The 23,944-nt window shown below is 70.0% G+C and carries 25 protein-coding genes and 1 tRNA gene; 10 read left to right on the plus strand and 16 right to left on the minus strand.

Translation table 11 applies throughout. From position 1 onward, the window contains the following. The first annotated feature begins 156 nt into the window (after positions 1–156). The gene (locus RSP45_RS08890) at positions 157–912 is read left to right on the plus strand and encodes a glycerophosphodiester phosphodiesterase family protein (RefSeq protein ID WP_415391641.1); all 756 of its coding nucleotides are present in this window, start codon (positions 157–159) and stop codon (positions 910–912) included. Further along, a complete protein-coding gene (locus RSP45_RS08895) occupies positions 900–1,625 on the plus strand; it encodes an SDR family oxidoreductase (RefSeq protein ID WP_415391642.1) in 726 nt (241 codons plus the stop codon). Before RSP45_RS08890 ends, RSP45_RS08895 begins: the two co-directional genes overlap by 13 nt. A gap of 27 nt (positions 1,626–1,652) precedes the next feature. Here RSP45_RS08895 and RSP45_RS08900 read toward each other — a convergent pair whose 3' ends face one another. From RSP45_RS08900 to RSP45_RS08955, 12 genes are all read right to left on the minus strand, one after another. After that, positions 1,653–2,117, minus strand: a complete 465-nt coding sequence (locus tag RSP45_RS08900; RefSeq protein WP_073067951.1) for a PTS sugar transporter subunit IIA — start codon at positions 2,115–2,117, stop codon at positions 1,653–1,655. Positions 2,118–2,204: 87 nt separating this feature from the next. After that, positions 2,205–2,786, minus strand: coding sequence for a ribosome hibernation-promoting factor, HPF/YfiA family (gene hpf, locus RSP45_RS08905; RefSeq protein WP_073067954.1), 582 nt, complete (start codon positions 2,784–2,786; stop codon positions 2,205–2,207). 196 nt (positions 2,787–2,982) lie between these two features. Further along, entirely contained in the window at positions 2,983–3,744 is a 762-nt protein-coding gene (lptB, locus tag RSP45_RS08910) for an LPS export ABC transporter ATP-binding protein (RefSeq protein ID WP_415394030.1), read from the minus strand. Then, a complete protein-coding gene (lptA, locus tag RSP45_RS08915) occupies positions 3,744–4,229 on the minus strand; it encodes a lipopolysaccharide transport periplasmic protein LptA (protein ID WP_073067958.1) in 486 nt (161 codons plus the stop codon). Before lptA ends, lptB begins: the two co-directional genes overlap by 1 nt. 61 nt (positions 4,230–4,290) lie before the next feature. Continuing rightward, complete coding sequence (locus RSP45_RS08920; protein WP_073067960.1) at positions 4,291–4,872, minus strand: hypothetical protein; 582 nt, start codon at positions 4,870–4,872, stop codon at positions 4,291–4,293. Positions 4,873–4,882: 10 nt separating this feature from the next. Beyond that, positions 4,883–5,839 carry a KpsF/GutQ family sugar-phosphate isomerase gene (locus RSP45_RS08925; protein WP_415391643.1) on the minus strand — a complete coding sequence of 319 codons (957 nt, stop codon included), beginning with the start codon at positions 5,837–5,839 and terminating at the stop codon, positions 4,883–4,885. A 9-nt stretch (positions 5,840–5,848) separates the two neighbouring features. Further along, the gene (locus tag RSP45_RS08930; RefSeq protein ID WP_415391644.1) at positions 5,849–6,463 is read right to left on the minus strand and encodes a ribonuclease D; all 615 of its coding nucleotides are present in this window, start codon (positions 6,461–6,463) and stop codon (positions 5,849–5,851) included. Positions 6,464–6,546: 83 nt separating this feature from the next. After that, positions 6,547–7,476, minus strand: a complete 930-nt coding sequence (locus RSP45_RS08935; RefSeq protein ID WP_415391645.1) for an SDR family oxidoreductase — start codon at positions 7,474–7,476, stop codon at positions 6,547–6,549. Positions 7,477–7,594: 118 nt separating this feature from the next. Further along, complete coding sequence (locus tag RSP45_RS08940) at positions 7,595–8,674, minus strand: AI-2E family transporter (protein ID WP_415391646.1); 1,080 nt, start codon at positions 8,672–8,674, stop codon at positions 7,595–7,597. Between the two features lie 105 nt (positions 8,675–8,779). After that, positions 8,780–9,493 (minus strand): hypothetical protein, encoded by a 714-nt coding sequence (locus tag RSP45_RS08945; protein ID WP_415391647.1) that lies wholly within the window; start codon positions 9,491–9,493, stop codon positions 8,780–8,782. Positions 9,494–9,585: 92 nt separating this feature from the next. Continuing rightward, complete coding sequence (locus RSP45_RS08950; RefSeq protein ID WP_073067970.1) at positions 9,586–10,389, minus strand: undecaprenyl-diphosphate phosphatase; 804 nt, start codon at positions 10,387–10,389, stop codon at positions 9,586–9,588. Next, complete coding sequence (locus RSP45_RS08955) at positions 10,389–11,375, minus strand: complex I NDUFA9 subunit family protein (RefSeq protein WP_415391648.1); 987 nt, start codon at positions 11,373–11,375, stop codon at positions 10,389–10,391. Before RSP45_RS08955 ends, RSP45_RS08950 begins: the two co-directional genes overlap by 1 nt. A 222-nt stretch (positions 11,376–11,597) precedes the next feature. On the opposite strand from RSP45_RS08955, the gene RSP45_RS08960 reads away from it, so the two are divergent. The 3 genes from RSP45_RS08960 to RSP45_RS08970 all read left to right on the plus strand — a co-directional run bounded on the left by RSP45_RS08960 (position 11,598) and on the right by RSP45_RS08970 (position 14,186). Then, positions 11,598–11,682, plus strand: a tRNA-Leu gene (locus RSP45_RS08960). A 153-nt stretch (positions 11,683–11,835) separates the two neighbouring features. Next, positions 11,836–13,557: a PhnD/SsuA/transferrin family substrate-binding protein gene (locus tag RSP45_RS08965; RefSeq protein WP_415391649.1), complete on the plus strand. Its 1,722-nt coding sequence runs from the start codon at positions 11,836–11,838 to the stop codon at positions 13,555–13,557. Further along, on the plus strand, positions 13,554–14,186 hold the full coding sequence (locus tag RSP45_RS08970) for a response regulator transcription factor (protein WP_415391650.1): 633 nt from the start codon (positions 13,554–13,556) through the stop codon (positions 14,184–14,186). The genes RSP45_RS08965 and RSP45_RS08970 overlap by 4 nt, the downstream gene beginning before the upstream one ends. A 115-nt stretch (positions 14,187–14,301) precedes the next feature. On the opposite strand, the gene RSP45_RS08975 is transcribed toward RSP45_RS08970, so the two are convergent. Continuing rightward, entirely contained in the window at positions 14,302–15,306 is a 1,005-nt protein-coding gene (locus RSP45_RS08975) for a c-type cytochrome (protein WP_415391651.1), read from the minus strand. Between the two features lie 170 nt (positions 15,307–15,476). Here RSP45_RS08975 and RSP45_RS08980 point away from each other — a divergent pair, with 170 nt between their 5' ends. The 5 genes from RSP45_RS08980 (at position 15,477) to RSP45_RS09000 (ending at position 19,733) form a co-directional block, all read left to right on the plus strand. Then, on the plus strand, positions 15,477–16,097 hold the full coding sequence (locus RSP45_RS08980; RefSeq protein ID WP_415391652.1) for a DUF1269 domain-containing protein: 621 nt from the start codon (positions 15,477–15,479) through the stop codon (positions 16,095–16,097). 94 nt (positions 16,098–16,191) lie between these two features. Next, positions 16,192–16,983 (plus strand): monofunctional biosynthetic peptidoglycan transglycosylase, encoded by a 792-nt coding sequence (gene mtgA / locus RSP45_RS08985; protein ID WP_415391653.1) that lies wholly within the window; start codon positions 16,192–16,194, stop codon positions 16,981–16,983. 92 nt (positions 16,984–17,075) lie between these two features. Next, positions 17,076–17,756 carry a glutathione S-transferase family protein gene (locus RSP45_RS08990; protein ID WP_073067980.1) on the plus strand — a complete coding sequence of 227 codons (681 nt, stop codon included), beginning with the start codon at positions 17,076–17,078 and terminating at the stop codon, positions 17,754–17,756. 52 nt (positions 17,757–17,808) lie between these two features. Beyond that, positions 17,809–18,822 (plus strand): tRNA epoxyqueuosine(34) reductase QueG, encoded by a 1,014-nt coding sequence (queG, locus tag RSP45_RS08995; RefSeq protein WP_415394031.1) that lies wholly within the window; start codon positions 17,809–17,811, stop codon positions 18,820–18,822. Next, positions 18,819–19,733, plus strand: a complete 915-nt coding sequence (locus RSP45_RS09000) for a DMT family transporter (protein ID WP_415391654.1) — start codon at positions 18,819–18,821, stop codon at positions 19,731–19,733. The genes queG and RSP45_RS09000 overlap by 4 nt, the downstream gene beginning before the upstream one ends. 6 nt (positions 19,734–19,739) lie before the next feature. Here the strand turns inward: RSP45_RS09000 and RSP45_RS09005 are convergent, their stop codons facing one another. The 3 genes from RSP45_RS09005 to RSP45_RS09015 all read right to left on the minus strand — a co-directional run bounded on the left by RSP45_RS09005 (position 19,740) and on the right by RSP45_RS09015 (position 23,871). Next, positions 19,740–21,119: a hypothetical protein gene (locus tag RSP45_RS09005; protein WP_415391655.1), complete on the minus strand. Its 1,380-nt coding sequence runs from the start codon at positions 21,117–21,119 to the stop codon at positions 19,740–19,742. A 65-nt stretch (positions 21,120–21,184) separates the two neighbouring features. Beyond that, positions 21,185–22,876, minus strand: a complete 1,692-nt coding sequence (locus RSP45_RS09010) for a beta-1,6-N-acetylglucosaminyltransferase (RefSeq protein ID WP_415391656.1) — start codon at positions 22,874–22,876, stop codon at positions 21,185–21,187. Then, the gene (locus tag RSP45_RS09015; protein WP_415394032.1) at positions 22,873–23,871 is read right to left on the minus strand and encodes a glycosyltransferase family 2 protein; all 999 of its coding nucleotides are present in this window, start codon (positions 23,869–23,871) and stop codon (positions 22,873–22,875) included. The genes RSP45_RS09010 and RSP45_RS09015 overlap by 4 nt, the downstream gene beginning before the upstream one ends. Between the last annotated feature and the right edge of the window lie 73 nt (positions 23,872–23,944).

Here is a 23,944-nt window from a genome sequence, read left to right on the forward strand (position 1 = left end):
TATCCCGGGCTTCCGAGCGCCCGGAATAGGAGGCGGATCAGAAAACAGCCCCCAAGGCTGTTTTCCCGCCGGATGGTCCAGTGGACCGTTTTCAGCGAGGAGGACGCCGGCAGCGGCCCGGGGACTGGCCCCCGGTCCCGCCCCCGGCGCAATCCCATGCTGCACCCGGATTTCCTGACCCGCCCGCTGGCGCATCGCGGCCTGCACGGGCCGGGGGTGCCGGAAAACACGCTGCCCGCGTTCCGGGCCGCAATCGCCGCGGGCTACGGGATCGAGCTGGATGTGCAGCCCGCCCGCGACGGCACGCCGCTGGTGTTCCACGATTCCGGGCTGCGGCGGCTGGCGGGGATCGACGCGCCGGTCAGCAGCCTCAGCGTGGCCGAGGCCGCCGCTTGCCGCCTGCTGGGCACCGCGCACGGCATCCCGACGCTGGAGGAGGTGCTGGCGCTGGTCGCCGGCCGGGTGCCGGTGCTGATCGAGGTCAAGGACCGGGACGACACGCTGGGGCCGAAGATCGGCGAACTGCCGGACCGTGTGGCGCGGATTGCGGCCGCCGATGCGGCGCAGGGGCATCCGGTCGCGGTGATGAGCTTCAACCCGCATATGGTGGCGGCGATGGCGCGGCCCGGACTGGCCGCCGGGCTGACCAGCTGCGGTTTTGCCGCCGCGGACTGGCCGCTGCTCGACGCGGCGCGACGGGCGGCGCTGGCGCGGCTCGAGGGGTTCGACGCAGCCGGCGCCTGTTTCATCTCGCACGACTGCGCCGATCTGGACAATCCGGCGGTGCTGGGGCTGGCGCGGCGCGGGGTTCCCGTGCTGTGCTGGACCATCCGCTCGGCCGCGGCCGAGGCTGCCGCGCGCCGCATCGCCCGCAACATCACCTTCGAGGGGTATCGACCATGCGCATCCTGATCACCGGCGGCACCCGCGGCATCGGCCGCGCCACCGCATTGTCCTGCGCGGCGCGGGGCTGGACCACGGCGCTCGGCTATCGCGGCGACAGCGCCGCGGCCGAGGAAACGCTGGCCGCAATCGAAGCGGCCGGGGGGAAGTCCAGCGTCCATGCCGCGGATATCGCCGACCCCGGACAGGTGGCGGCGCTGTTCGATGCGGCGGCCGCGGCGATGGGCGGACTGGACGCGGTGGTGGTCAATGCAGGGATCGTCGCACCGGTGATGCCGCTGGCCGAGATGACGCCCGAGCGGATCGAGCGCGTGGTCCGGGTCAACCTGACCGGGGCGCTCTACTGCGCGCGCGAGGCAGCGCGGCGGCTGCCGGACGGGGGTGCGATGGTGCTGATGTCCTCGGCCGCGGCGCGGCTGGGCTCTCCGGGGAAATACGTCGATTATGCGGCGGCCAAGGGCGGGGTCGACACGCTGACCACCGGGCTGTCGCTGGAACTGGCCCCGCGCAGGATCCGGGTGAACGGGGTGCGGCCCGGCATCATCGATACCGAGATCCACGCCGACGGCGGCGAGCCGGACCGGGTGGCGCTGCTGGGTCCCGGCCTGCCGCTGGGCCGCGCCGGCCAGGCCGAAGAGGTCGCGGCGGCCGTGGTCTGGCTGCTGTCGGACGAGGCGAGCTATACCAGCGGCGCCATCATCGACGTGGCGGGGGCGCGCTAGCCGCCCCAAAAGCTCAGGCGGGAGACCTCAGGCGGCCGAGGTTTCCTGCGCCGCCGCCAGCACCGCATGCAGCGCCACCGGGTCGTCGTTGGCGCGCAGCTTGGCCCGCATGTCGGCGTCGCGCAGGGTGCGGCTGACCAGCGCCAGCGCCTTGAGATGTTCCACCCCGGGGCTGTCGGGGGCCAGCAGCGCGAACACCAGATCGACCGGCTGGCGGTCCACGGCGTCGAAATCCATCGGCTTGTCCAGCCGCAGGAACAGCCCGGCGACCTTTTCCAGCCCCGGAATCCGCGCATGGGGCAGCGCCACGCCGTGGCCGACCCCGGTCGCACCCAGGCTTTCGCGTTCCTGCAGCGCATCCAGCGTCGCCGCCGCATCCAGCCCGTAAGCCTGTGCCGCCATTTCGGCCAGGTCGTGAAAAAGCCGCTTCTTGGAACTGACCTGCGCCTGCGAGCGCACGGCCGCCGGGGAAAGAATCTCGCTGATCCGCATTTCCTGCTGTCCTAGCCCGTCCTTGCCGCAGCCAAAGGCCGGAGATGGCGCCCCACCTCCGGCCCGGGGTATTCGACGCCCGCGGCGTCAGCTCAGGTTTCGAGGGTCGATCCAGCCCACATTGCCGTCGTCGCGGCGGTGGACCACATTGACGCCCCCATGTTTCTCATTGCGGAAGACCAGCATCGGCACTCCCGCAAGCTCCATCTGCATGACTGCGTCACCGACCGAAAGCGTCGGCACGCGGGTTTCCATCTCGGCCACGATGATGGGCTGCAGGCCGGCATCGTCCTGCGATTCCCATTCATCCTCATCGGCCGCCAGCACATAGCTGGACGCGGCGGCGTATTCAACCGGCGAGGTCCGGTCCTTGTAATGGTCCTTGAGCCGGCGCTTGTAGCGGCGCAGCTGCTTGTCCATCTTCTCGCGGCATTTCTCGAAGGCGGCATAGATGTTGTCGGCATCCTGCCCCTTGGCCTGCACGGTCAGGCCGGTCGCCAGATGCACCACCGCGTCGCAGATGAAATAATGGGCATCGCGCGAAAAGATCACCGTGGAGTCGGTCGGCCGCTGGGCATATTTCTCGAAGGTTTCGCCCAGTTCGTTGCGGACGTGCGTCTGAAGCGCTTCGCCGACGTCGATCTGCTTTCCACTGATCTGATAACGCATGGTTCTTTACCTTTCCGAAAACCCGGCCCTGCCGCAGGGCCGCTGCGGGCGGAGGGGGCCGGGACCAGAGCCCGTTGCGGACCCCTGAGAGTCATTTGGTGACAGCTTCCCGGCGCTGTCAATCTCGGCGGAAAATTGCCGCATCGCGGCATCACGCGGACGCGAACCCGCCGCTGCGGCGGGGCGCCGCTGCCGGTCAGGTGGCGGTGAAAGTATCGCCCAGATAGACCTCGCGCACGCGCTCGTCGGCGATGATCTCGTCGGTGGTGCCCGACATCAGCACGGTGCCGTCGTGCAGGATATAGGCGCGGTCGACGATGCCCAGCGTGGCGCGGACGTTGTGGTCGGTGATCAGCACCCCGATGCCGCGCGACTTGAGATCCTGCACCAGCACGCGGATATCGGCCAGCGCGATGGGATCGACGCCGGCAAAGGGTTCGTCCAGCAGCAGGAACGACGGATTCGCCGCCAGGCAGCGCGCGATTTCCACCCGCCGCCGCTCGCCCCCCGACAGCGCCATGGCGGGCGCGTGGCGCAGATGGCCGATCGAGAAATCGCCCAGCAGCTCTTCCAGCCGGTCGCGCTGCTTGTGGCGGCGCTTGTCGGTGATTTCCAGCACCGCCATGATGTTCTGTTCGACGTCGAGCCCGCGGAAGATCGACATTTCCTGGGGCAGATAGCCGATGCCCAGCTGCGCGCGGCGAAACATCGGCAGGGCGCTGACATCGCGGCCGTCGATGCTGATCCGGCCGGCGTCGGGCATCACCAGCCCGGCCACGCAATAGAAACAGGTGGTCTTGCCCGAGCCGTTCGGCCCCAGCAGCGCCACCACCTCGCCCCGGTCCAGCCGCAGCGACACGTCGCGCAGGACCAGCCGGTTGCTGTAGGATTTGCGCAGCCCCTCGACCCACAGGCCGCGCGACGGGTCGGGGGCGGCGGCTTGATCGGTGCCCGGCATCATTCCTGCCCCGGTTGCAGGACGCTGCGCACCCGGCCTGACACGGTGGCGGTGCCGTCCTTCAGGTTCACCTCGATGCGGTCGCCGGCCAGCACGCTTTCACCGCGGGTCACGATTGCGTCACCGGTCAGCACCACCTGCCCCGAATCGACGTCATAGACCGCCTGCGCGGCTTCGGCCGCATCCTCGCCGCTGACCAGCGTCACCCCACCCGAGGCATCCAGCGCCTTGATCCGCTGCTGCCCGCCTTCGCCGTAGATCACGGTGACGGTTGCGGCCGAAAGCCGCATCTCGCCCTGCCCGATCAACACGTTGCCGGTGAACACCGCCTGGCCGGTGGCCTGGTCGACGCGCAGCGAATCGGCCGTGACCTCGACCGGGGCCGCGGTGTCGGCCCGCATCCCCCCAAAGGTGACGGTCTGCGCCAGTCCGGGCGCGGCGCCACCCAGGGCCAGCAGGCCGGCAAGGGTCAGGACTCGCAGCATCGTCGGCTCCTTGTATCGCGGCCGGTTTGCGGGCCGGTTTCGTGAAGCGGGGGCAGAGGCATCACGGGCGGTATAGCAGGCGCACGCCTTCGTTCAACTCCAGAACCTGCCCGGCCCCGGCGTCCGAGGGGCGGATCAGCATTCGCCCGGCCTCGAGCTGGCCGAACGGGGCGGTGACCTGCACGGTCTCATCTGCGCGCAGCGTGTCGGCGGCGGTGTCGGCCTCGAAACTGGGGCCGCGCATCTCCCACCCCGAGGACAGCGCCATCCGCACGCCCCCGTCCAGCCGGATGCTGGTGTCCTGCGTCTCGGCGCGGGGGGCGGTCAGCTCGATCATCAGCCCGTCGCGGGCGCGCCAGTCCAGCACCAGCGCGCTGGCGGTGCCACTGTCGCCGCCGCCGTTCCCCAGCGCCGCCCGCGCCGCGCGCAGGGTGACGCTGGCGCCTTCCGGCGTCACGGTGGTGTATTCGGGCGCGCCGATGCCGGGGCTGCGGCCCAGATCCTCGGCGCTGCCCTCGGCATAGGGGATCGCGGGCTCGACGGTCTCGGACTTGCGGCCCAGCAGGAACAGCACCGACAGCAGCGCCAGGGCCGCCAGCGGCAGCAGCACGCGCAGCAGCCTGACCAGGCGGGTGCGGAACATCCCAGCCCGCCTAGACCATGCCCGCCCGCAGGCAGTCGTGGATATGCAGGATCCCCTGCGGCAGGCCGTCGCGCACCGCGAACAGGCTGGTGATCTTGCTGCCCTGCATCTCGGCCAGCGCGGCCTCGGCCAGCGCCTCGGGCGCGATCGAGCGGGGGTTGCGGGTCATCACCTCGCCCGCACGGCGGTCGAGCAGCCCCTGCATGTGGCGGCGCAGGTCGCCGTCGGTGATGATCCCGACCAGCCGCCCGCCATCGTCAGTGACCCCGGTCACGCCGAAGCCCTTGCGGGTGATTTCCAGCAGCGTGTCGGTCATCGGCGCGTCCATGCCCACCAGCGGCATGTCCTCGTGCATCAGGTCCTGCACCCGCGCCAGCCGCGCCCCCAGCTTGCCGCCGGGGTGGAAGGTGCGGAAATGTTCCGGGGTAAAGCGGCGATGTTCCATCAGCGCCACCGCCAGCGCATCGCCCAGGGCCAGCGTCATGGTGGTTGAGGTGGTGGGCACGATCCCGGTCCCGCAGGCCTCTGCCGCCTGCGGCAGCAGCAGCGCCACATCGGACTGGCGCAAGAGCGTCGAGCCCTCGCGCCCCGCGATGCCGATCAGCGGGATGGCGAAGCGGCGGGTATGGGCGACGATATCGGCGATCTCGGGCGTCTCGCCGCTGTTGGACAGCACCAGCGCCACGTCGCCTTTCGTCACCATGCCCAGGTCGCCGTGGCTGGCCTCGGCCGGGTGCACGAATTGCGCGGGCGTGCCGGTCGAGGCCAGCGTCGCCGCGATCTTGCGCCCGACATGGCCGGATTTTCCCATGCCCGACACCACCACCCGGCCGGTGGCCTGCAGGATCAGCCGCACCGCGTCCTGGAACGGCTGCGCCAGCCCGTTGTCCAGCGCGGTTTCCAGCGCGGACAGCCCCTGCGCTTCGGTGCGGATCACCCGGCGGGCGGTATCGACATATTCGCTCATGCGCCCGACCTAGTGATGAAAGATGTCATTGTCATCGCCCCAGCCCAGCAGGTCCAGATGCGCGCGGGTCGGCAGGAAATCGAAACACGCCTGCGCGAGTTCCGTCCGCCCCTCGCGCGCCAGCCGCTGTTCCAGCTCGGCCTTGAGCGCGTGCAGATGCAGCACGTCCGAGGCCGCATATTCCAGCTGCGCCGGCGACAGCTCGGCCGCGCCCCAGTCGCTGGTCTGCTGCTGCTTGGAAATATCGACGCCGACCAGATCGGACAGCAGGTATTTCAGCCCGTGCCGGTCGGTAAAGGTGCGCACCATCTTGGAGGCGATCTTGGTGCACCAGACCGGGGCGGTGACGACTCCGAACGCGTTTTCCAGCGCCGCGATGTCGAAGCGCCCGAAATGGAACAGCTTCAGCGTGGCGGGGTCGGCCAGCATCCGCACCAGGTTCGGGGCCTGCCGCTGGCCCGGCGCGATCTGCACCAGATGCGCATTGCCGTCGCCGCTGCTCATCTGCACCAGGCACAGCCGGTCGCGGCGCGGGTCCAGCCCCATGGTTTCGGTGTCGATGGCCACGACCGGCCCCAGCTCCAGCCCGTCGGGCAGGTCGTGGCGGTGAAGATGGATGGTCATATGCGCTGGTCCCCAAGGCTATCGCCACGGGGAATGCCCGCCGCCGCCGCCAGCGTCAACCGCAGCGGCGGCGGGGCGCGGCATCAGCCGGTGCCGCTGCCGCCGGTCGCGGCATAGACCTCGCCGGTGATATAGCTCGCCTCGTCGCTGGCCAGCAGCACGTAGATCGGGGCAAGCTCCACCGGCTGGCCGGCGCGACCCAGCGGCGTGTCGGCGCCGAAATCCTTCAGCGCCTCTTTCGGCTGGCCGCCGCTGACCTGCAGCGCGGTCCAGAACGGCCCCGGCGCCACCGCGTTCACGCGGATACCCTTGGGCGCCAGCTGCTTGGCCAGCGCCTGCGCGAACGCCTTGTCCGCCGCCTTGGTCATCGCGTAATCCAGCAGGTCCTTGGACGGCGCGAAAGAGTTGACCGAGGCGGTGACGATGATCGAGGCACCTTTCTGCAGATGCGGCAGCGCCTGCTGCGCCATCCAGAACGGCGCATAGATATTGGTCTTCATCGTGGCATCGAAGGCTTCCGAGGTGATGTCGGCGATCGAATCCTGCGCCTGCTGGCGGCCGGCGTTCAGCACCAGCACCTCGAGCCCGCCCAGCTGGCGCAGCGCATCGTCCACCACTTGGCGGGCGGCATGTTCGTCGCGGATGTCGGCGGGCAGGGCGACGGCGGTGCGGCCCTCGGCCTCGATCAGCGCGATCACGCTGTCGGCGTCGGACTGCTCGTCGGGGTGATAGCAGATCGCGACATCGGCACCCTCGCGGGCAAAGGCGATGGCGGCGGCGCGGCCGATGCCGCTGTCGCCGCCGGTGATCAGCGCGCGCTTGCCGGTCAGCCGGTCGCGGCCCTTGTAGCTTTCCTCGCCGTGGTCGGGCGCCGGCTCCATCTTTTCCACCAGCCCCGGCCAGGGCTGCTGGTCGTCGGAATAGGGGTTCAGCGGCAGGCGCGGATCCTCGATCGCGCCAGAGCGATACGGGGGGATGACGGGTTCGGTCTTGTCCTTTTCCTTTCCGGACATGGGCGGGCCTTTCGCAAACTGGGGGAATCAGTGCGAAAAACGCGGGACCGGGGCGGATGTTCCCGCACCCGCCGCCTGTGGCAGGATCGCGCCGCGGGCGAACCGGGCGGGCGCAGCCTCAGTCCGGGCGCGGCTGGTCGGTCTGGGGCGAGCGGCGGCGGCGGATGCGGGCGCGGTATTCGGCGTCGAAATAGCGCACCACCACCCCGGCGGCAGCGGCCAGCGGCACCCCCAGCAGCAGCCCGGCAAAGCCGAACAGCGTGCCGCCCACCGCCAGCGCCAGCAGCAGCAGCACCGGGTGCAGCTTGACCGAATCGCCGACGATGCGGGGGGTGATGAAATTGCCCTCGACCACCTGCCCGGCGACGAAGACAAAGGCGATCAGCGCCACCTGCCCCCAGTCGCCCCAATACTGCACCAGCGCCACCCCGGTGGCGAGGATGAAGCCGGAAAACGACCCCAGATAGGGGATGAAGTTCAGCGCCCCCGACAGCAGCCCGATCAGCAGCGCATAGTTCAGCCCCAGCGTCATCAGCACCGTGGAATAGAACGTGGCCAGCAGCGCCCCCACGATCACCTGCCCGCGCACGAAGCCGGTCATCACCCCGTCGATGTCGCGCGCCAGCCGCCGGATCAGCGGCGCCTGGTCGGGCGGCAGCCTGCGGTCGGCCCCGGCCACGATGCGGTTCCAATCGTAAAGCAGGTAGATCGAGATCGTCAGCGTCGCGATGATGAACACCACCGTGCCGACCGCGCTGAGCACCGTGTTGACCGTGCCCCCCACCAGCGCCAGCGCCATCAGCCGCAGCCGCTCGGTAAAGTCGGTCATGATCTGGCGCAGGAACGAGCCGTCGTCCTCCATCACCTCGGGAAAGCGCAGGGTCAGCAGGTCGAAGCCGGCGCGCACCGTGCGCGGCAGCGCCTCGACCGCCTCGCGCACCTGCCCCAGCAGCGCCGGCAGCAGCCACAGCGCCGAGGCGACCAGCGCCGACAGCCCGACCAGCGCGATCACCGCCACCGCCCAGGCCCGTGACAACCCGATCCGTTGCAGCCGGTTGGCCAGCGGATTCAGGAAATAGGCCAGTGCCGTGCCCAGCACGAAGGGCGCCAGCACATGGCCCAGCCGGTAGACCAGCGCCACGACCAGCGCGACCGCGGCCAGCGCCCAGATCGTCCGCGGCCGAACCATTACCAGCATTGCATCTGCCCCCCGATATCGGCCCGGACTATCGGCGACCGCGCCGGTTTTCGCAACGCGGCACGCCGGGCCGACCCGGGGGCGGCCGGGATGGCAGCGGCGCCCTTAATGAGAGCCACCCGCGCCCAGGCTGACCATCTGCACGTCGCAGTCATAGTCGGGCCGGGTCGAGCCGAACCCCGGCTCTCCGCGCCGGATGAAGCGCACGGGGCTGTCGTCGCTGTCAACTTCCTGCCCCTGCCAGTCGGCCGAATGCTCGACGCCGCCGAAGAAGCGGCCGAACTCGCGGCTGACGAATTGCGTGCCGCTGCGCTCGATCAGCAGTTCGCCCGTTTCGGCAAAGCTGCGCAGCTGGAAGCGGGTGGTGTCCAGCTGCTCGCCGTCGATCTCGACCTGGCCGGTCAGCTCGTCGCGGCCGATATGGCGCAGCCGCTCGCCGCTGTCCGAGACGGTCCAGAAGTCGAAATCGTCCTGCCCGGTGCGCAGCAGCCCCGACAGGCTGGCGTGGTCGCGGGATTGCGGCTCCAGCCGGTCGCTGATGCCGCTGACCAGATCGGTGCTTTCCATCCAGCGGGTCTCGGCGTCGATGCGGGAATGATAGACCGCACCCTCGCGGGTGAAATAGACCACATGCTGGTCGCCCGGCGGGTCCGAATCGCAGCGGTAATGCTGGGCGACGGTGCATGAACGCTGCTGGACGGTCAGTTCCAGCGTGCAACCGGCAGGCGGGCGGAACTCGGCCGCGGCCGCGGGCGCCGGCAGCAGGCCCGCGGTGGCGACCGCCAGCATTCCGGCCTTGGTCCAGTGTGAATCGCGCATGGTTCCCCCTGTCGCGGCAGCTTAAACCCGCGCGGGGGCGGCAGGCAATCGCGTGGGTGCCCACGCTGCCAGCTGCGGGGTTGACGCCCGGTTCAGCCGACCAGCCACAGCCCGGCCAGCGCCAGCGTGCCGACAGCGATGCGCCACCAGGCGAACAGCCCGTAACCATGGGCCGAGACGTAATTCAGCAGCCAGCGCACCACGAAGATCCCGGCGACAAAGGCACAGACGAACCCCACCGCGACATTGGTCAGCGCCGCCGCATCCAGCGCCGCGCGGGTCTTGTAGAGGTCATAGGCGAACGCGCCCGCCATCGTCGGCATCGACAGGAAAAAGCTGAACTCGGCCGCCGCGCGCTTGCTGGCCCCCATCAGCAGCGCGCCCACGATGGTGGCGCCGGAACGCGACACCCCCGGCACCATCGCCAGGCATTGCGCGAACCCGATGGCGACGGCGGCGCGCAGCGGCAGGTCCTCGGCCTCGTCAAAGCTGGGGTTGGTGGCGATGCGGTCGACGAACAGCAGCACGAAACCGCCCAGAATCAGCATGACCGCGATCAGCGCCGGGGTCTCGAACAGCACCTGCTTGATCAGCCCGTGCGCCAGCACCCCCACCACCACCGCGGGCAGGAACGCGACCAGCACCGCCAGGATGAAGCGGCGCGCGCGCGGATCGTGCGGGGCGGCGGAAAAGATCGCCCACAGCCGTCCGGCATAGACCCCCAGGATCGCCAGGATCGCGCCCAGCTGGATCAGCACCTCGAAGGCGCGACCGGGGCTGTCGAAGCCCAGGAAATGCCCCGCCAGCAGCAGATGCCCGGTCGAGGACACCGGGATGAACTCGGTCAGCCCCTCCAGCAGACCAAGGAAGGCCGCAACGATCGTGCCGTCCTGCATCACTCTTGGCGCAGGTTCTTCGCCGATGCCTTGATGGCGTCATATTGCCCCGAGGGCCGGAAGCGCCACAGATATTCGTGCACCACCGCTGCGACGGCAGTGGGGGTGATGCCCAGCTCGGCCAGCCCCGGCGCGCCCTCGCGCACGCGGTTGGGGCTGCGCAGGAACCGGGCCTGGTCGCGGGTCATCACCGGGTTCGACACCAGCCCGCCGGTCAGCGCCGACACCGCGTCAAGGGAAAAGCACAGGATCCCGGTCACGAACCCGGGCAGCCCCAGAAAGGCGCGGCGGCGCCCGGTGGTGCGGGCCACCATCCGCGCGATCTCGCGCATGGTCATCACGTCGGGGCCGCCCAGCTCGTAGATGCCGGGGGCGGCCTCGCCGGTGGCGCCCTTGGCCGCGGCGCGGGCCACGTCCTCGACATAGACCGGCTGCAGCACCGCGCGCGGCGCGGGCAGCGGCAGGATCGGCCCCAGCCGCATCATCCCGCCCAGCTTGTTGAACAGCGTGTCATCCGGCCCGAACATCACCGAGGGGCGCAGGATCACCGCGTCGGGGCGGTGTTCCAGCACCCGATGCTCGCCCACCGCCTTGGAGGCCGCGTAATGGCTGGGCGATTTCAGATCCGCCCCCAGCGCCGAGACATGGACGAATCGCTCGACCCCGCGTTCAGCCGAGATGCGGGCGATGCGGCCGGCGGCCTCGTCATGCACGGCGTCGAAAGTGTTGCGGCCCTGGCGGCGCATGATGCCCACGCAGTTGATCACCGCATCGGCATCGGCCATCGCCGCCGCCACCGACAGGTCGTCGCGGACATTGCAGAACACCGGCTCGACCTGGCCGACATGGCCATAGGTGCGCACGATGCCCGCCTGGTTGGGCCGGCGCACCGCGACGCGGACCCGCCACCCGTCCGCGGCCATGATCCGCGCGATCTGCCGGCCCAGAAAGCCAGAACCGCCATAGATGGTGACCAGCCGTGCCATGCCTCGCCCTCCGGGGTGCCGGCGCGTCAACTTCGCGCCCGCAAGCGTGATAGCGAACCGCCGCCGGGGCATCAAGCGCAGCCGGGTCCCTGCGCCATTCCGCCGCCGGAAACGCACCGAGGAGGGCGCAGGAAAAGGGGCCGCGAAAAATTTCACCGCCACCCGCAGAAGGGGCGTTGACACTCCCCGCGGCTGGCTCTACATCCCCCGCTCACGACACCGGCCCAGGTGGCGGAATTGGTAGACGCGCACGGTTCAGGTCCGTGTGCCGCAAGGCGTGGAAGTTCGAGTCTTCTCCTGGGCACCATCGTCTAGAACGCCGGGAAGCATTGCTTCCCGGCGTTCTGCGTTTCCGGGGCGGGGACGCCGCTGTTGCCTTTCGGGGCTGCGATTGCTTCCTGCACCCATGTCGATTTTCCCGCGATTCGCCGTTATCTGTCTTGTGCTTGTGCTTTCCTGCATGGCGCTGTCCGCCCCGCCGGCGCTGGCGCAGGTCCGCGTGGGCGTGCTGGTCGTGCAGGACGAATCCGATGCGACGCGCGAATTCGCCCCGACCATCGCCCATCTGAACCAGGCGCTGCCGGGGCGGGATTTCGTGCTGGTGCCGCTGCCGCTGGACGCGCTGTCGCAGGCCGCGGCGACCGGGGCGGTGGATTTCCTGATCACCAACCCCGGGCATTACGCCGCGCTGGGGTCGCGGCTGGGCGTCACGCGCATCGCCACGATCGAGCGGCTGGACGGCGGCGATGCCAGCGGGCGGGTCGGCTCGACCGTGATCACGCCGCTGCGGCCCGGGCACCCGCGGGACTGGCAGGATCTGGCGGACCTGCGCATCGCCATCACCACCCGCGACGCCTTTGGCGGCTGGCAGGTCGCCCTGCGCGAGATGCTGGACGCGGATGCGCGCCCGCGCGGGCCGCTGGTCGAGACCGGCTTTCCCATGATGAACGTGGTCGAGGCGCTGCGCGCGGGTCACGCCGACGCCGGGGTGCTGCGCGCCTGCCTGCTGGAATCGCTGATCGACCGCGGGCTGGTGGCCGAGGGCGAATTCGCCGTGGTGGCGGAACGCGACGCGGGCGGCCTGCCCTGCCGCCTGTCCTCGCGCCTGTACCCGGACTGGCCCTTTGCGCGGCTGCCGGGCGTGGACCGCGAACTGGCGCGGCAGGTGGCGGTGGCGTTGCTGACCATGCCCGCGGCCCAGGGCCGTCGCTGGGCCGTGCCCCACGACTATGGCGCCGTGCAAGAGCTGTTCCGCGAGCTGCGGCTGGGTGCTTTCGAGGACATGCCCCACCGCAGCCTGCTGGACTATCTGCGCGCCCATTGGCACTGGTTCGCGGGCTTCGCGCTGGCGGTGCTGTGGTGGGCGATCCATTCCGCCCGCGTCGAGGTTCTGGTGCGCCGCCGCACCGCCGAGCTGACCCGCGAGATGGCCGAGCGCAGCCGCGCCGAAGCCGAGGCCCGCCAGCACCGCGAGGAACGCGACCAGTATGCGCGGCTGGGAATCCTGGGCGAGATGGCCTCGTCGATCGCGCATGAGCTGAACCAGCCGCTGGGCGCGATCACCAACTATGCCGAGGGGCTGACCCGCGCTATCGACCGCGGGCAGCCGGACCCGGTCTTTCTGCGCGACGGGGTGCGCGGCATTGCCGGGCAGGCCGACCGCGCCGGGACCATCATCCGCCGCATCCGCAGCTTCCTGCACCGGCGCGAGCCGCAACGCGAGGCGCTGGACCTCAACGAGGTGGCGCGCGGGCCGCTGTCGCTGTTCGGCGCCGCGGCCGGGCGGCGCGGGATTACGCTGCGCTTCGATCCCGCGCCCGCGCTGCCGCCGGTGATGGGGGACAGGGTCGAGATCGAGCAGGTGCTGCTGAACCTGCTGCAGAACGCGCTGGATGCCTCCGAGGACGCGCCTCGGGGCGAGATCCGGCTGAGCACCTCTTGCGGTGGCGGCATGGTGACGATGACGGTGCGCGACCACGGCAGCGGCCTCTCGCCCGAGGACGCGCAGCATATCTTCGACGCATTCTATACAACCAAGGACCGCGGGCTGGGGCTGGGGTTGCCGATCTGCCGGACCATCGCCGAAAGCCACAGCGGGCAACTATGGGCCGAGCCGCGGCCGGACGGGCTGGCGATGCATTTCTCGCTGCCCGTGGCAACAGGACCAGAGGAGGCAGAATGACCGCGGAAGCGCTGATCCTGATCGTGGACGACGACGAGGGGCTGCGCCGGTCCCTGCAATTCCTGTTCGCCTCGGCCGGGCTGGAATCGCAAAGCTGGGACAGCGCCGAGGCATTCCTGGCCGACCTGCCGGCGGGGGGCCCGGTCCGGCCCGGCGCGCTGGTGCTGGACTGCCGGATGCCCGGCATGGGCGGGCTGGCGCTGCTGCGCCTGCTGGGCGAACGCGGCTATCCGCTGCCCGTTGTCATCATCACCGGCCACGGCGATGTCCGCATGGCGGTCGAGGCGCTCAAGACCGGAGCCTATGACTTCATCGAAAAGCCGTTCCGCGAACAGCACCTACTGGATACAGTCGAGGCGGCGGCCGCGGTGTCGCGCGACTGGCTGGAACGCGACGCAAGGCGCCGCGGCGTGGCCGAGCGGCTGGCCCGGCTGAACCGCCGCGAACGCGAGGTGCTGGAGCGGGTGCTGGAGGGCAAGGCCAACAAGGTCATCGCCCACGAGCTGGACCTGTCGATCAAGACCATCGAGGTCTATCGCGCCGCGCTGATGGACAAGATGCAGGCCGGTTCGGTGGCCGAGCTGGCGTTGCTGGTCGCGTCGCACCGGGATGGCGCGGCGCGGGGCTGAGGGAAACGGGGGCTTCGCCCCCTCGCCGGCCGGGGCCGGCTTCCCCCAGGGTATTTGGGCCAGAAAGAAATCCCGAGGTGGCGAAAGGGGCGCGCGGTGGCGCCCCTTTTGATGGTCATTGCGCGGCGCGTTCGGCCTCTTGCCGTTTCTTCAGCTCGGCCGCCTGCCATTCGGCGATGGGTTTGAAGGGGCCGAACTTGTGCTGCTCGGCCGGGAAGTCGCCGGCCCAGGGGGCGAAGGGCATGTCCACCGCCTTGCGCAGCCGGTCCGGGAAATCGTTTTCCATGCCCGGTTTCTGCTGGCGCGACTGGGTATTGATATAGGCGGCGACGTCATAGGCCTCGTCCGGGGAGAGGACGCGGTTTTCGTGATCCGCGCCTTCGGGCATGTTCGCAAGGATGAAGCGATAGGCCATCACCACCCGGTACATGCCCGCACCGTCGTTGTAGCTGTCGTCGCCATGGACCGGCGGATAGAGATAGCCGGCCAGGTCCCCCACCTCGCCATTGCGCATCCCTTCGCCGTCGTCGCCGTGGCAGACTGCGCAATGTTCCTCATACACCAGCTTGCCGGCGGCCGGGTCGGCGGCGCGGTCGGGCGCTGGCTCGGGGATGGTGCCGCCGCCGATCAGCTTGGCGCCGACCGGGATTCCGGCGGACAGAAAGGCGATATAGGCCGAAATGCCGCGCATCTCGGCGCTGTCGAGCGGCAGCGGCCGGCCCGCCATCGAGCGTTCCATGCAGCCGTTGATCCGGTCCTCGACCGTCTGCAGGTCGTTTTCGCGGGCGCGGTATTGCGGGAACACCGCCGTCACGCCGGTCCAGGGCATCGCAAAGGGCTTGGTTGCCTCGTCCTGGTGGCAGCTGGTGCAGGCCAGGTTGTTGCCGGCGTAACGCATGGATTCGTCGGCGACCTCGGGGCCGATCACGGCATGGGTTTCGGTCGCAAGCCGGTGGCCATAGCGCACGGCGCGGCCGAAATCGTCGTCGCCCAGCGTCTCGATATCCGGGATGGGCCAGTCGCGCAGGTCGATTTCCGCGGGGGCGGCCTGCCCCAGCGCGGCGGCGGAAAATGCAAGCACAAGCGGAATGGCGGTCAGGGGGGCGTGGAAATGTCTCATCGGGATACTCGCTTGCTTTGGCCGAACCCTCTTTGTCGGCACGGCTTATGGTCCCAAGCCGGGGGCGGACCGTCCAGCTAGGGAAAACCCGAAGTGGCGCGAGGTCGCAGGCGGCGAACCGGGGCGACTCCTGCGGCGTTGGGCGGCATCATCATGTTTCGGAGGTTCCCATGTCCCAGTTGATCGTCGTCGGCTTCGATGCCGAGGAGGATGCGTTCGCGCTGCGCAAGGATCTTGCCGCCGCGCAAAAGGAATATCTGCTGCGGCTCGAGGATGCGGTGGTGGTCACCCGCCCCTCGGCGGGGGAATACCAGCTGCACCAGGCCATGAACCTGACCGCCACCGGGGCGCTGACCGGCACCTTCTGGGGCGGGCTGATCGGGCTGCTGTTCCTGGCGCCGCTGGCGGGGGCGGCGATCGGCGCGGCCTCGGGGGCGCTCGCGGGCAGCGCCACGGATTACGGGATCAACGACGATTTCATCCGCGAGATCGGCAGGACCGTGCCCGAGGGCGCGGCGGCGGTGTTCATCCTCGCCTCGAACGTGAACCTGGACAAGCTGCTGCCGCGGCTGGAACGCTATGCGGGGGCGCGGGTGATCCGCACCTCGCTGTCGGATACCGACGAGGCGCGGCTGCGCGCGGCGCTGGCCGGGACCGGCGGACAGCCTGCCCCCGGCGCGGCGCAGGGTGCGGCCGCGGGGGGCGCGGCGACGGTGGCGGTCGGGGCGGCGTCCCCGACCGAGGGCGCGCCGGTGGCGGGCCGCCATCCCGTGCCGCCCGAGACGCTGTAGCTGCCCAAACTCCACGGGATAACGGCGGATTTCCCCGGGAATGCCGTGACAGGGTTTCCTTGACGGGGGCCGCGGTGGCGTGACACCACGCGTCATGACGTCACCGGACCCCTTTTCCGGCGCGCCGCCCCCCGACGCGCTGCCCATGCCGTCGCCGCCCGCCAGACGGCGCCGGCGGCGCGGCGGCTGGGCGGCAGCGGTCAGCCGCGGCTGGCGGTCGCTGCGGCGGGCCGCGCTGGCGCCGGTCTGGCGCGCATTGCGCTGGCTGGGGCTGCGGTTCCTGGCGCTGATGCTGGCGCTAGTGGTGCTGTTCGGCTGGATCCTGAACCCGCCGACCACCTGGACGATCCTGGCCGAGGGCACCAGCGTGAAGCGGCAATGGACCCGCGCCGACGACATCGCGCCGGTCATGCTGCGCTCGGTCGTGGCGGCCGAGGACGCCAATTTCTGCCTGCACTGGGGTTTCGACATGACCGAGATCCGCCGCGTGATCGCGCGCGGGGAACGGCGCGGCGCCTCGACCCTGACCCAGCAGACCGCCAAGAACGTCTATCTGTGGCAGGGGCGCAGCTGGGCTCGCAAGGCGCTGGAAACGCTCTACACCCCGATGATCGAAGCGGTGTGGAGCAAGCGCCGCATTCTCGAGGTCTATCTGAACGTGGCCGAGTTCGGCCCCGGGGTGTTCGGCATCCACGCCGCCGCGGCGCATCATTTCGGAACCACCCCCGACGCGCTGAGCGCGCGGCAGGCGGCGGCGCTGGCCTCGGTGCTGCCGGGGCCCAAGACCCGCGCCGCACAGACCGGCAGCCGGCGGACCCGCGCCATCGCCGACGGGGCCGCGACCATCCGGCGCGACGGCCGCGCCGCCTGTTTCGAGCGGGAGTGACCGGCGGGGGACCCCGGTCGCCGCGCGCAGTTGAAACACGCAACCGGCGCGCGTATGAACCTCTCATCCCCAAGAAGCAGTCATTCCGGCCGATGAACACGCCCTCGACCCCTCGCCTCTACCATATTCCCCTGTCGCCCTATTGCCGCAAGGTGCGGCTGGTGCTGGGCGAAAAGCGCATCGACGTCGAGTTGGTCGAGGAGCGCTGGTGGGAGCCGGGGTCCGAGATCCTGCGCCGCAACCCAGCCGGCAAGATCCCGGTGCTGCGGATGGACGGGCGGCTGTGGGCGGAAAGCCAGGCGATCGTCGAATATCTGGACGAGACCCACCCGAACCCGCCCCTGATGCCCGACACCCCCGCCGGGCGGCACGAGGTGCGCCGGCTCTGCGCCTGGTTCGACGACAAGTTCAACGCCGAGGTGACGCGGCCGATCCTGTCGGAGCGGGTGTGGAAAAAAGTGATGAAGGCCGGCTACCCGGATTCGCGGCTGGTCAAGTCCGGGCTGCGGGCGGTCAAGGAACATATCGACTATCTCGGCTCGCTGCTGGACGAGCGGAAATGGCTGGCCGGCAACATGCTGACGCTGGCCGATTTCACGGCGGCGGCGCATCTGTCCTGTCTCGACTACATCTCGGACGTGGACTGGGACCGCTCGACCTCGCTCAAGGACTGGTATGCGACGGTGAAATCGCGCCCGGCCTTCCGCAGCGTGCTGGCCGACCAGGTGTCGGGGCTGGCGCCGGCCCCGCATTATGCCGAGCTCGATTTCTGAGAAGGGGGGCGCTGCCCCCCGGCCTTCGGCCTCCCCCCGGGATATTTGGGTGATGAAGAAGGCGCTGGTCGCCCGCGCGCTGGACGAGGGGTTTTCGGCGGTGCGCGTGACCACCCCCGACGCGATCCCGCAGGCGGCGGCGCGGCTGGCGGAATATGTGGCGCAGGGCCGCCACGGGCAGATGGGCTGGATGGAAGAGCGGATGCACTGGCGCGGCGCCCCGGACGCGCTGTGGCCCGAGGCCCGCGCGGTGGTGATGCTGGCCGAGACCTATACGCCCCCCCACGACCCGCGCGAGGATCTGGCGCGGACGGATCGCGGCGCGGTCAGCGTCTATGCGCAGGGCAAGGATTACCACGACATCGTGAAAGCGCGGCTGAAGCGCGTGGGCCGCTGGCTGATCGAGCAGGCAGGGGGCGAGATCAAGGTGTTCGTGGACACCGCCCCGGTGATGGAAAAGCCCCTGGCGCAGGCCGCCGGGCTGGGCTGGCAGGGCAAGCACACCAATCTGGTCAGCCGCGAGTTGGGCAGCTGGTTCTTTCTGGGCGCCATCTTCACCACCCTGCCCCTGCCCCCCGATCCGCCGGAACCCGACCGCTGCGGGTCCTGCCGGGCCTGTCTGGACGCCTGCCCGACCAATGCCTTTCCGGCGCCTTTCCAACTGGATGCGCGGCGCTGCATTTCCTATCTGACCATCGAGCACAAGGGGCCGGTGGACGAGGAATTGCGGCCGCTGCTGGGCAACCGCATCTATGGCTGCGACGACTGCCTGGCTGCCTGCCCGTGGAACAAGTTCGCGGCCGAGGCGCGTGAGATGCGCTATCACGGCCCCCATCGCGCGCCGCCCTTGGCCGAGCTGGCGGCGCTGGACGATGCCGCATTCCGCGCCCGGTTTTCCGGCAGCCCGATCAAGCGCATCGGGCGCGACCGCATGGTGCGCAACGTGCTGTATGCGATCGGCAACAGCCGCGACCCGGCGCTGCGCCCGCTGGCCGCGGCGCGCTTGGGCGACCCCGACCCTGCGGTCGCCGATGCCGCTGCCTGGGCGCTGGGGCGGCTGCCATGAGAAACCCCACCACGGGGATCCTGCTGAAGCTGGGCAGCGTGGCGCTGTTCACCGCGATGGCCGCGATCCTCAAGGGCACGGCGGCGGCGGTGCCCGCGGGCGAGCAGATGTTCTTCCGCTCGCTGTTCGGGATTCCGGTGATCCTGGTCTGGCTGGCGCTGCGGGGCGAGCTTGCCACCGGGCTGCACACCGCCAACCCGATGAGCCACGCCTATCGCGGCATCGTCGGCTCGATCTCGATGGGCTGCACCTTTGCCGGGCTGGGGCTGCTGCCTTTCCCCGAGGCGACCGCCCTTGGCTATGCGATGCCGCTGATGATCGTGATCTTCGCCGCGATGTTCCTGAACGAGCGCGTGGGCGTGTTTCGGCTGAGCATGGTGGCGCTGGGGCTGGCGGGGGTGCTGATTGTGCTGTCGCCGCGGCTGTCGGTGGGGGTGGGCGATGTCTCGGCCTCGCAAAGCCTCGGCGCGGTGCTGGCGCTGACCGGGGCCAGCTTCGGGGCGCTGGCGCAGATCTTCATCAGCCGAATGGTGCTGACCGAAAAACCCTCGGCGGTGGTGTTCTGGTTCCTGGCCACCTCGACCGTGCTGTCGCTGGTGACGCTGCCCTTTGGCTGGCGGGTGCCCGATGCAGTGACCGCGGCGCTGCTGATCGCGGCGGGGGTAATGGGCGGCGCGGCGCAGATCATGCTGACCTCGTCCTATCGCTTTGCCGATGCCTCGCTGGTGGCGCCGTTCGATTACGCCTCGATGCTGCTGGCGATAGCGATCGGCTGGTTCGTGTTCGCCGAGCCGACCTCGGGACGGATGCTGGCCGGGGCGGCGGTCATCATCGCCGCGGGTGTGGCGATCATCCTGCGCGAGCGGCAGCTGGGCATCAACCGCGCCCGCCGGGCCGAGACGCCGCGTTAGGGCCCGTCACGGCCGGTCGGCAAAGCCGAAGGCCACGTAGTCGCGCAGATAGGCGGCCTTGGCGGCGCGGCGCAGCGCCGGGTCGTCCAGGCAGTCCGGCAGCGGTTCGGGCGCGGGGCCGTCGCGGTCGATGCCCGCCGCGCGCGCCAGGAATCCCAGCTCGGCCGCCATCCGATCCTCGCGCGCGATCAGGTCGGGGGCGCCGAACTCGGCGAACCCCGCCAGCACCTGCGCCTGCGTGGCCCAGCCGGGATGGGTGGGCAGCCCGGTCTGTCCGTTCAGGTTGCGGCGCAGGAAATCGAGGAACGCCGCGAACAGCGGCAGTTTCCCGGCCTCGGTCAGGGCGGGCAGCGCCTCGTCCGCCGGCAGGTCCACCCGGTGGACCCGGCGCAGCAGGTCGCGCAGTTCAGGCGCGCGGGCGGAGAGCATGGCGTTGAAGGCGTCCCAGGCGCGGGGCAGCGGGTGGCGCAGCACCGTCAGGCTGCGGTGACCGGGGTGGGCGCGTTTCCACTGGCGCAGGGCGTTGCGGGTCAGCTCGCCCTCGACCCGGCCCAGATCTTCCAGCCAGCGCCGGACGGTCCCGGTCGGGCCACCGCGCACCGGCATGAACAGCAGCCCCTGCCCGGCATCAGTCGTCAGGAAGGACGGCACCGCCGGGCCCCGCCGCGGCTCGAACCCCGGGATGCGGTGCAGCTGGAACGGGTCGGTGGCGACCAGCTCTTGCTGCAGTTCGGCGAAATTGCTGATCTTTTCGGACATCTCGCGCGGGTTCTGCGGCACCTGGTCCTGCGCGGGTTCCACCCGTTCCAGATCGGTGCGGCCCAGCCAGTGCAGCAGCCCGGTCATCACCTGCGCGTCGCGCAGATCGTCGTAGTTCAGCCAGAACGCGGTCTGCCCGCGGATCTGCAGCCCGTGCTGGATGCGGTCCAGAAACGCTTGCGTTGCCGCCAGGCTGTCGCGAAAACCGGCGGCGTCGAACCGGACCTGCGCCGGGATCGGGGTCTCGGTCTCGTTCAGCTTCCACTGGTTGGTCGCATAGGCGAGCTGGGTCGAGACCCAGCTGTCGAGCGGGTTGCGGGTCAGCACGATCTTGGCGCAGGTCGGATCGTCCATCAGCGGCTGGAACATGCGCGGGTCATGGTCGTGGAAATAGCGGAAGCCCTTGACCTTGCGCGCGTTCACCATGTGCTGCCACAGCGCCACCGGGTCCGCGTCGCGATCGGCCAGCGTCATGTCGTACAGGGTGTCCTGATCGGGCCAGCCGATGAAATAGGGATTATACGCCTCTCCGAAACAGGCGATGTCATGGGCGTTCAGCGTCGCCTCGAGCAGGTTCGAGCCGGTGCGCATCCCGGCGAAGATCACGAAGCTGCGAAACACGGTCATCGGCAGGTCCCCTTGGGCGCGGCCGCCGCGCGGCCCGGTCGGTGTGGATATGGGTGGGCGCAGGCTCAGCCCGGTTTCAGCCCGGCGTTGCGCAGGCGCCGGGTCAGCGGCCGCAGCCCGCTGGTGTCGCGCAGCGGCGGCGGGGGCGGCACACCGGTGATGCCCTCGTCCGGCCGCAGGGCCGAGCACAGCGCCTGCCACACGGTCTCGGGCTGCGACAGCGCCTCGTCCAGGGTCCAGCGGCGGACCTGCGCCTTGACCCAGACCGAGCCGAGCACGTCCAGAAACCGCCGCTCGGACCGGTGCAGCCGGGCGGCGATGCGGCGGATGTCGTCAAAGGGCATGTCGCAGCCCAGCAGCGGCACCATCCACGCCCCGGTCACCACCAGCAGCCGCGCATTGGGATCGGTGGCGATGAACCAGTCCAGATGCTGCCGGTCGCGCGGCGAATGCAGAAAGACGGGCATCGATTCGGACGAGCGGATCAGCGCCGCCAGAAACCCCCGCGGGTCGAGATCGCGCAGCCCGGCGTTGCTGGACAGCGCCCCGGGGCCGATGCGGGCGCCGCCGGCGAACTCGACCTCGTCCCGGGCCAGCACATGGCCGTGCACCACCCGCCCCGTGGCCTGCGCGGCGGCCAGGGGCAGGTCCCGGAACAGGTCCGCGACCCCGTAAAGCACGACATAGGGCTGCGAGGTCTTGCTGCCCTCGGCATCCTTGCGCGGAAAGCGGCTTTGCATGTACAGCCCCGGCCGCCCTTGCCGGTGGCGGGCAGCGGCGCGGTCCAGCACCGCCTCGACCCGCTCGGCATCGGGTTCGGCCAGCTGCAGCCCGGGGGGCGAGGGGCGGGGAAACGCATCGTAAAGCGCCCGAGCCCCCGGCCAGATCTTGCGCGCCACGAACACCCGCGAGCGGCCGAGCAGCCCCAGGTGGTCGTCGTAGAAGATATGCGGCCGCCCCTGCCCGTCGAACTTGGCCAGCGTCAGCGAGCGGCTTTCGATCCGCGCCGAATGGCGGCGCACCAGCGTCTGGAAATAGCTTTCGTCGGGAATCCACACCTGCCGGAAATAGCGGTCGAACTCGCGCCGCCGGGGGTCGTCCAGAATCGCCTGCAAGGTCCGCCGCGTCAGGCACCACCATTGCGAGCCGATATGCGGCGACACCCCCTCGGGCGGCAGGCGGGTCAGCCCCAGCCGCCGCTGCAGCCGCACGCAGCGGTCGAACAGCTTGCGATTCCGCCGATAGGCAAAGGGAAAGCGCAGGGTAAAGCGTTCCTCGTTCAGCCCGCCGATGGTCCAGCCGACCTCGCGCACGCTGACGCTTTCGATGAAATCAGTGCCGGGGTGGTGCGCAAGATACTGCCGCAGCTCGGCCACCGGGCGCAGCGGCAGGCAGGCGCCCGAGACCAGCATCACATGCGAGACCTCGGGCCAGCTTTCCAGCAGCCGCGCCGCTGCCGCCTGCGTGGCCGCCACCAGGCTGAACGTGCCCCATTCGCAGGTCCGGCGGGGCGCGAACACCGCCGGGCAATCGACCAGCGCCGCCTGCATCCGCGCCAGCTCGTCGGCGGGTGCGCTGCGGTCGACGTGGATCGAGACGACCGCGCCGCCCTCGGTCCAGATCCGCACCATCCGCGCGGCCAGGTCCAGGTTGTCGTGGCACAGCATGACGATGCCCAGCCGCACCTCGGGCAGCGGCAGCAGGCTGGTCCCGGTGCCGGGCGACAGCGCAAATGCCCCCGCGGCCGGAAGGTTCATGCCCAGTTCCCCCGCGAGATCAGCCCCAGCCGCTCGAGCTGTTGCCAGCCGTTGAAGCGGCGCGACTGCTCGCACCAGAAATCGACGCGATCCTGCAGCCCCTGGTGATAGGCGCGGTATTCCTGGCTGTCGGCGTAATGCTGGCGGCGGGACAGTTCCTCGGCGGATTTCTCGGCCAGCCCGGGCAGGAACTTGGCGTGCAGCAGCACCCCCGAGGCCATCTCGCCGCCGTTTTCGTCGTAGACCACGTTCAGCGCGCGCGGCAGCGCCATGTGGGTCGAGCTGACATAGGCGTATTGCGGCTGCCAGCGGATCAGCGGCACCTTGTTCAGCGCCGGCGCGCTTTGCGGATCATCGGCAAAGAACATGCGCGCCCGCGGGCCACCCTGGATCCAGAGGTTGCGGTAGAAACGATTCTTGCGGATCGCGTAGTTCGCCGGGTCGAACCAGGCGGCGATCTCGAACGGGTCCTGCCCCTCGCGATAGGGCTGCGCGCCGACGGGGCCGCGGGGATACATGTCCAGCAGCATCGCCGGAAACGACCGGCGCCCCGAGGCGTCCAGCCAGTCGGTCAGCGCCGGCAGCGGGCGGCTGTCGCAATGCGGGTAGACCAGGAATTCGTCAGGGTCGACGGTCAGGCACCAGTGGCCGCTGCCGTAAAGCCGCAGCAGATGGTTGATCCAGTCCATGCCGAAGCGCGATTCGCGATAGCTGTCCGCGGTGGTCCACAGCGAGACATCCGGCTGCGCTTCCAGGAACTCGCGGCTGCCGTCGGTGCTGGCGTTGTCCACCACCAGGAAATGCCCGGCCCCCAGCCGCCGGTAATAGTCGAGAAACCACGGCAGCCGGACGTGTTCGTTGCGCAAGGTGACAAACACGAGGATATCGCGCCGCCCGATGCGGCCCGTGCGGTCGCTGACCGAGGCCAGCCGGAAGCTCCGCGCCAGCGCCCGCAGCAGGAAATACTGCCTCAGCGCCCGCAACCGGACCAGCATTGCCAAACGGGTTTTTCGCACGACGCTTCTCTTGCCGGTTTCAGCGGCTGTCGAATTTTGACTAAATTATTTT

This window comes from Paracoccus sp. SJTW-4 (genome assembly GCF_047716885.1).
In the GTDB taxonomy this organism is placed as follows: Bacteria; Pseudomonadota; Alphaproteobacteria; order Rhodobacterales; family Rhodobacteraceae; genus Paracoccus; species Paracoccus solventivorans.

Excerpts from the sequence above, each read along its gene's own strand:
- RSP45_RS08890 (WP_415391641.1), top strand. The coding sequence starts at position 157 with ATGCTGCACCCGGATTTCCTGACCCGCCCGCTGGCGCATCGCGGCCTG.
- RSP45_RS08895 (WP_415391642.1), top strand. The coding sequence starts at position 900 with ATGCGCATCCTGATCACCGGCGGCACCCGCGGCATCGGCCGCGCCACC.
- RSP45_RS08900 (WP_073067951.1), bottom strand. The coding sequence starts at position 2,117 with ATGCGGATCAGCGAGATTCTTTCCCCGGCGGCCGTGCGCTCGCAGGCG.
- hpf (WP_073067954.1), bottom strand. The coding sequence starts at position 2,786 with ATGCGTTATCAGATCAGTGGAAAGCAGATCGACGTCGGCGAAGCGCTT.
- lptB (WP_415394030.1), bottom strand. The coding sequence starts at position 3,744 with ATGCCGGGCACCGATCAAGCCGCCGCCCCCGACCCGTCGCGCGGCCTG.
- lptA (WP_073067958.1), bottom strand. The coding sequence starts at position 4,229 with ATGCTGCGAGTCCTGACCCTTGCCGGCCTGCTGGCCCTGGGTGGCGCC.
- RSP45_RS08920 (WP_073067960.1), bottom strand. The coding sequence starts at position 4,872 with ATGTTCCGCACCCGCCTGGTCAGGCTGCTGCGCGTGCTGCTGCCGCTG.
- RSP45_RS08925 (WP_415391643.1), bottom strand. The coding sequence starts at position 5,839 with ATGAGCGAATATGTCGATACCGCCCGCCGGGTGATCCGCACCGAAGCG.
- RSP45_RS08930 (WP_415391644.1), bottom strand. The coding sequence starts at position 6,463 with ATGACCATCCATCTTCACCGCCACGACCTGCCCGACGGGCTGGAGCTG.
- RSP45_RS08935 (WP_415391645.1), bottom strand. The coding sequence starts at position 7,476 with ATGTCCGGAAAGGAAAAGGACAAGACCGAACCCGTCATCCCCCCGTAT.
- RSP45_RS08940 (WP_415391646.1), bottom strand. The coding sequence starts at position 8,674 with ATGCTGGTAATGGTTCGGCCGCGGACGATCTGGGCGCTGGCCGCGGTC.
- RSP45_RS08945 (WP_415391647.1), bottom strand. The coding sequence starts at position 9,493 with ATGCGCGATTCACACTGGACCAAGGCCGGAATGCTGGCGGTCGCCACC.
- RSP45_RS08950 (WP_073067970.1), bottom strand. The coding sequence starts at position 10,389 with ATGCAGGACGGCACGATCGTTGCGGCCTTCCTTGGTCTGCTGGAGGGG.
- RSP45_RS08955 (WP_415391648.1), bottom strand. The coding sequence starts at position 11,375 with ATGGCACGGCTGGTCACCATCTATGGCGGTTCTGGCTTTCTGGGCCGG.
- RSP45_RS08965 (WP_415391649.1), top strand. The coding sequence starts at position 11,836 with ATGGCGCTGTCCGCCCCGCCGGCGCTGGCGCAGGTCCGCGTGGGCGTG.
- RSP45_RS08970 (WP_415391650.1), top strand. The coding sequence starts at position 13,554 with ATGACCGCGGAAGCGCTGATCCTGATCGTGGACGACGACGAGGGGCTG.
- RSP45_RS08975 (WP_415391651.1), bottom strand. The coding sequence starts at position 15,306 with ATGAGACATTTCCACGCCCCCCTGACCGCCATTCCGCTTGTGCTTGCA.
- RSP45_RS08980 (WP_415391652.1), top strand. The coding sequence starts at position 15,477 with ATGTCCCAGTTGATCGTCGTCGGCTTCGATGCCGAGGAGGATGCGTTC.
- mtgA (WP_415391653.1), top strand. The coding sequence starts at position 16,192 with ATGACGTCACCGGACCCCTTTTCCGGCGCGCCGCCCCCCGACGCGCTG.
- RSP45_RS08990 (WP_073067980.1), top strand. The coding sequence starts at position 17,076 with ATGAACACGCCCTCGACCCCTCGCCTCTACCATATTCCCCTGTCGCCC.
- queG (WP_415394031.1), top strand. The coding sequence starts at position 17,809 with ATGAAGAAGGCGCTGGTCGCCCGCGCGCTGGACGAGGGGTTTTCGGCG.
- RSP45_RS09000 (WP_415391654.1), top strand. The coding sequence starts at position 18,819 with ATGAGAAACCCCACCACGGGGATCCTGCTGAAGCTGGGCAGCGTGGCG.
- RSP45_RS09005 (WP_415391655.1), bottom strand. The coding sequence starts at position 21,119 with ATGACCGTGTTTCGCAGCTTCGTGATCTTCGCCGGGATGCGCACCGGC.
- RSP45_RS09010 (WP_415391656.1), bottom strand. The coding sequence starts at position 22,876 with ATGAACCTTCCGGCCGCGGGGGCATTTGCGCTGTCGCCCGGCACCGGG.
- RSP45_RS09015 (WP_415394032.1), bottom strand. The coding sequence starts at position 23,871 with ATGCTGGTCCGGTTGCGGGCGCTGAGGCAGTATTTCCTGCTGCGGGCG.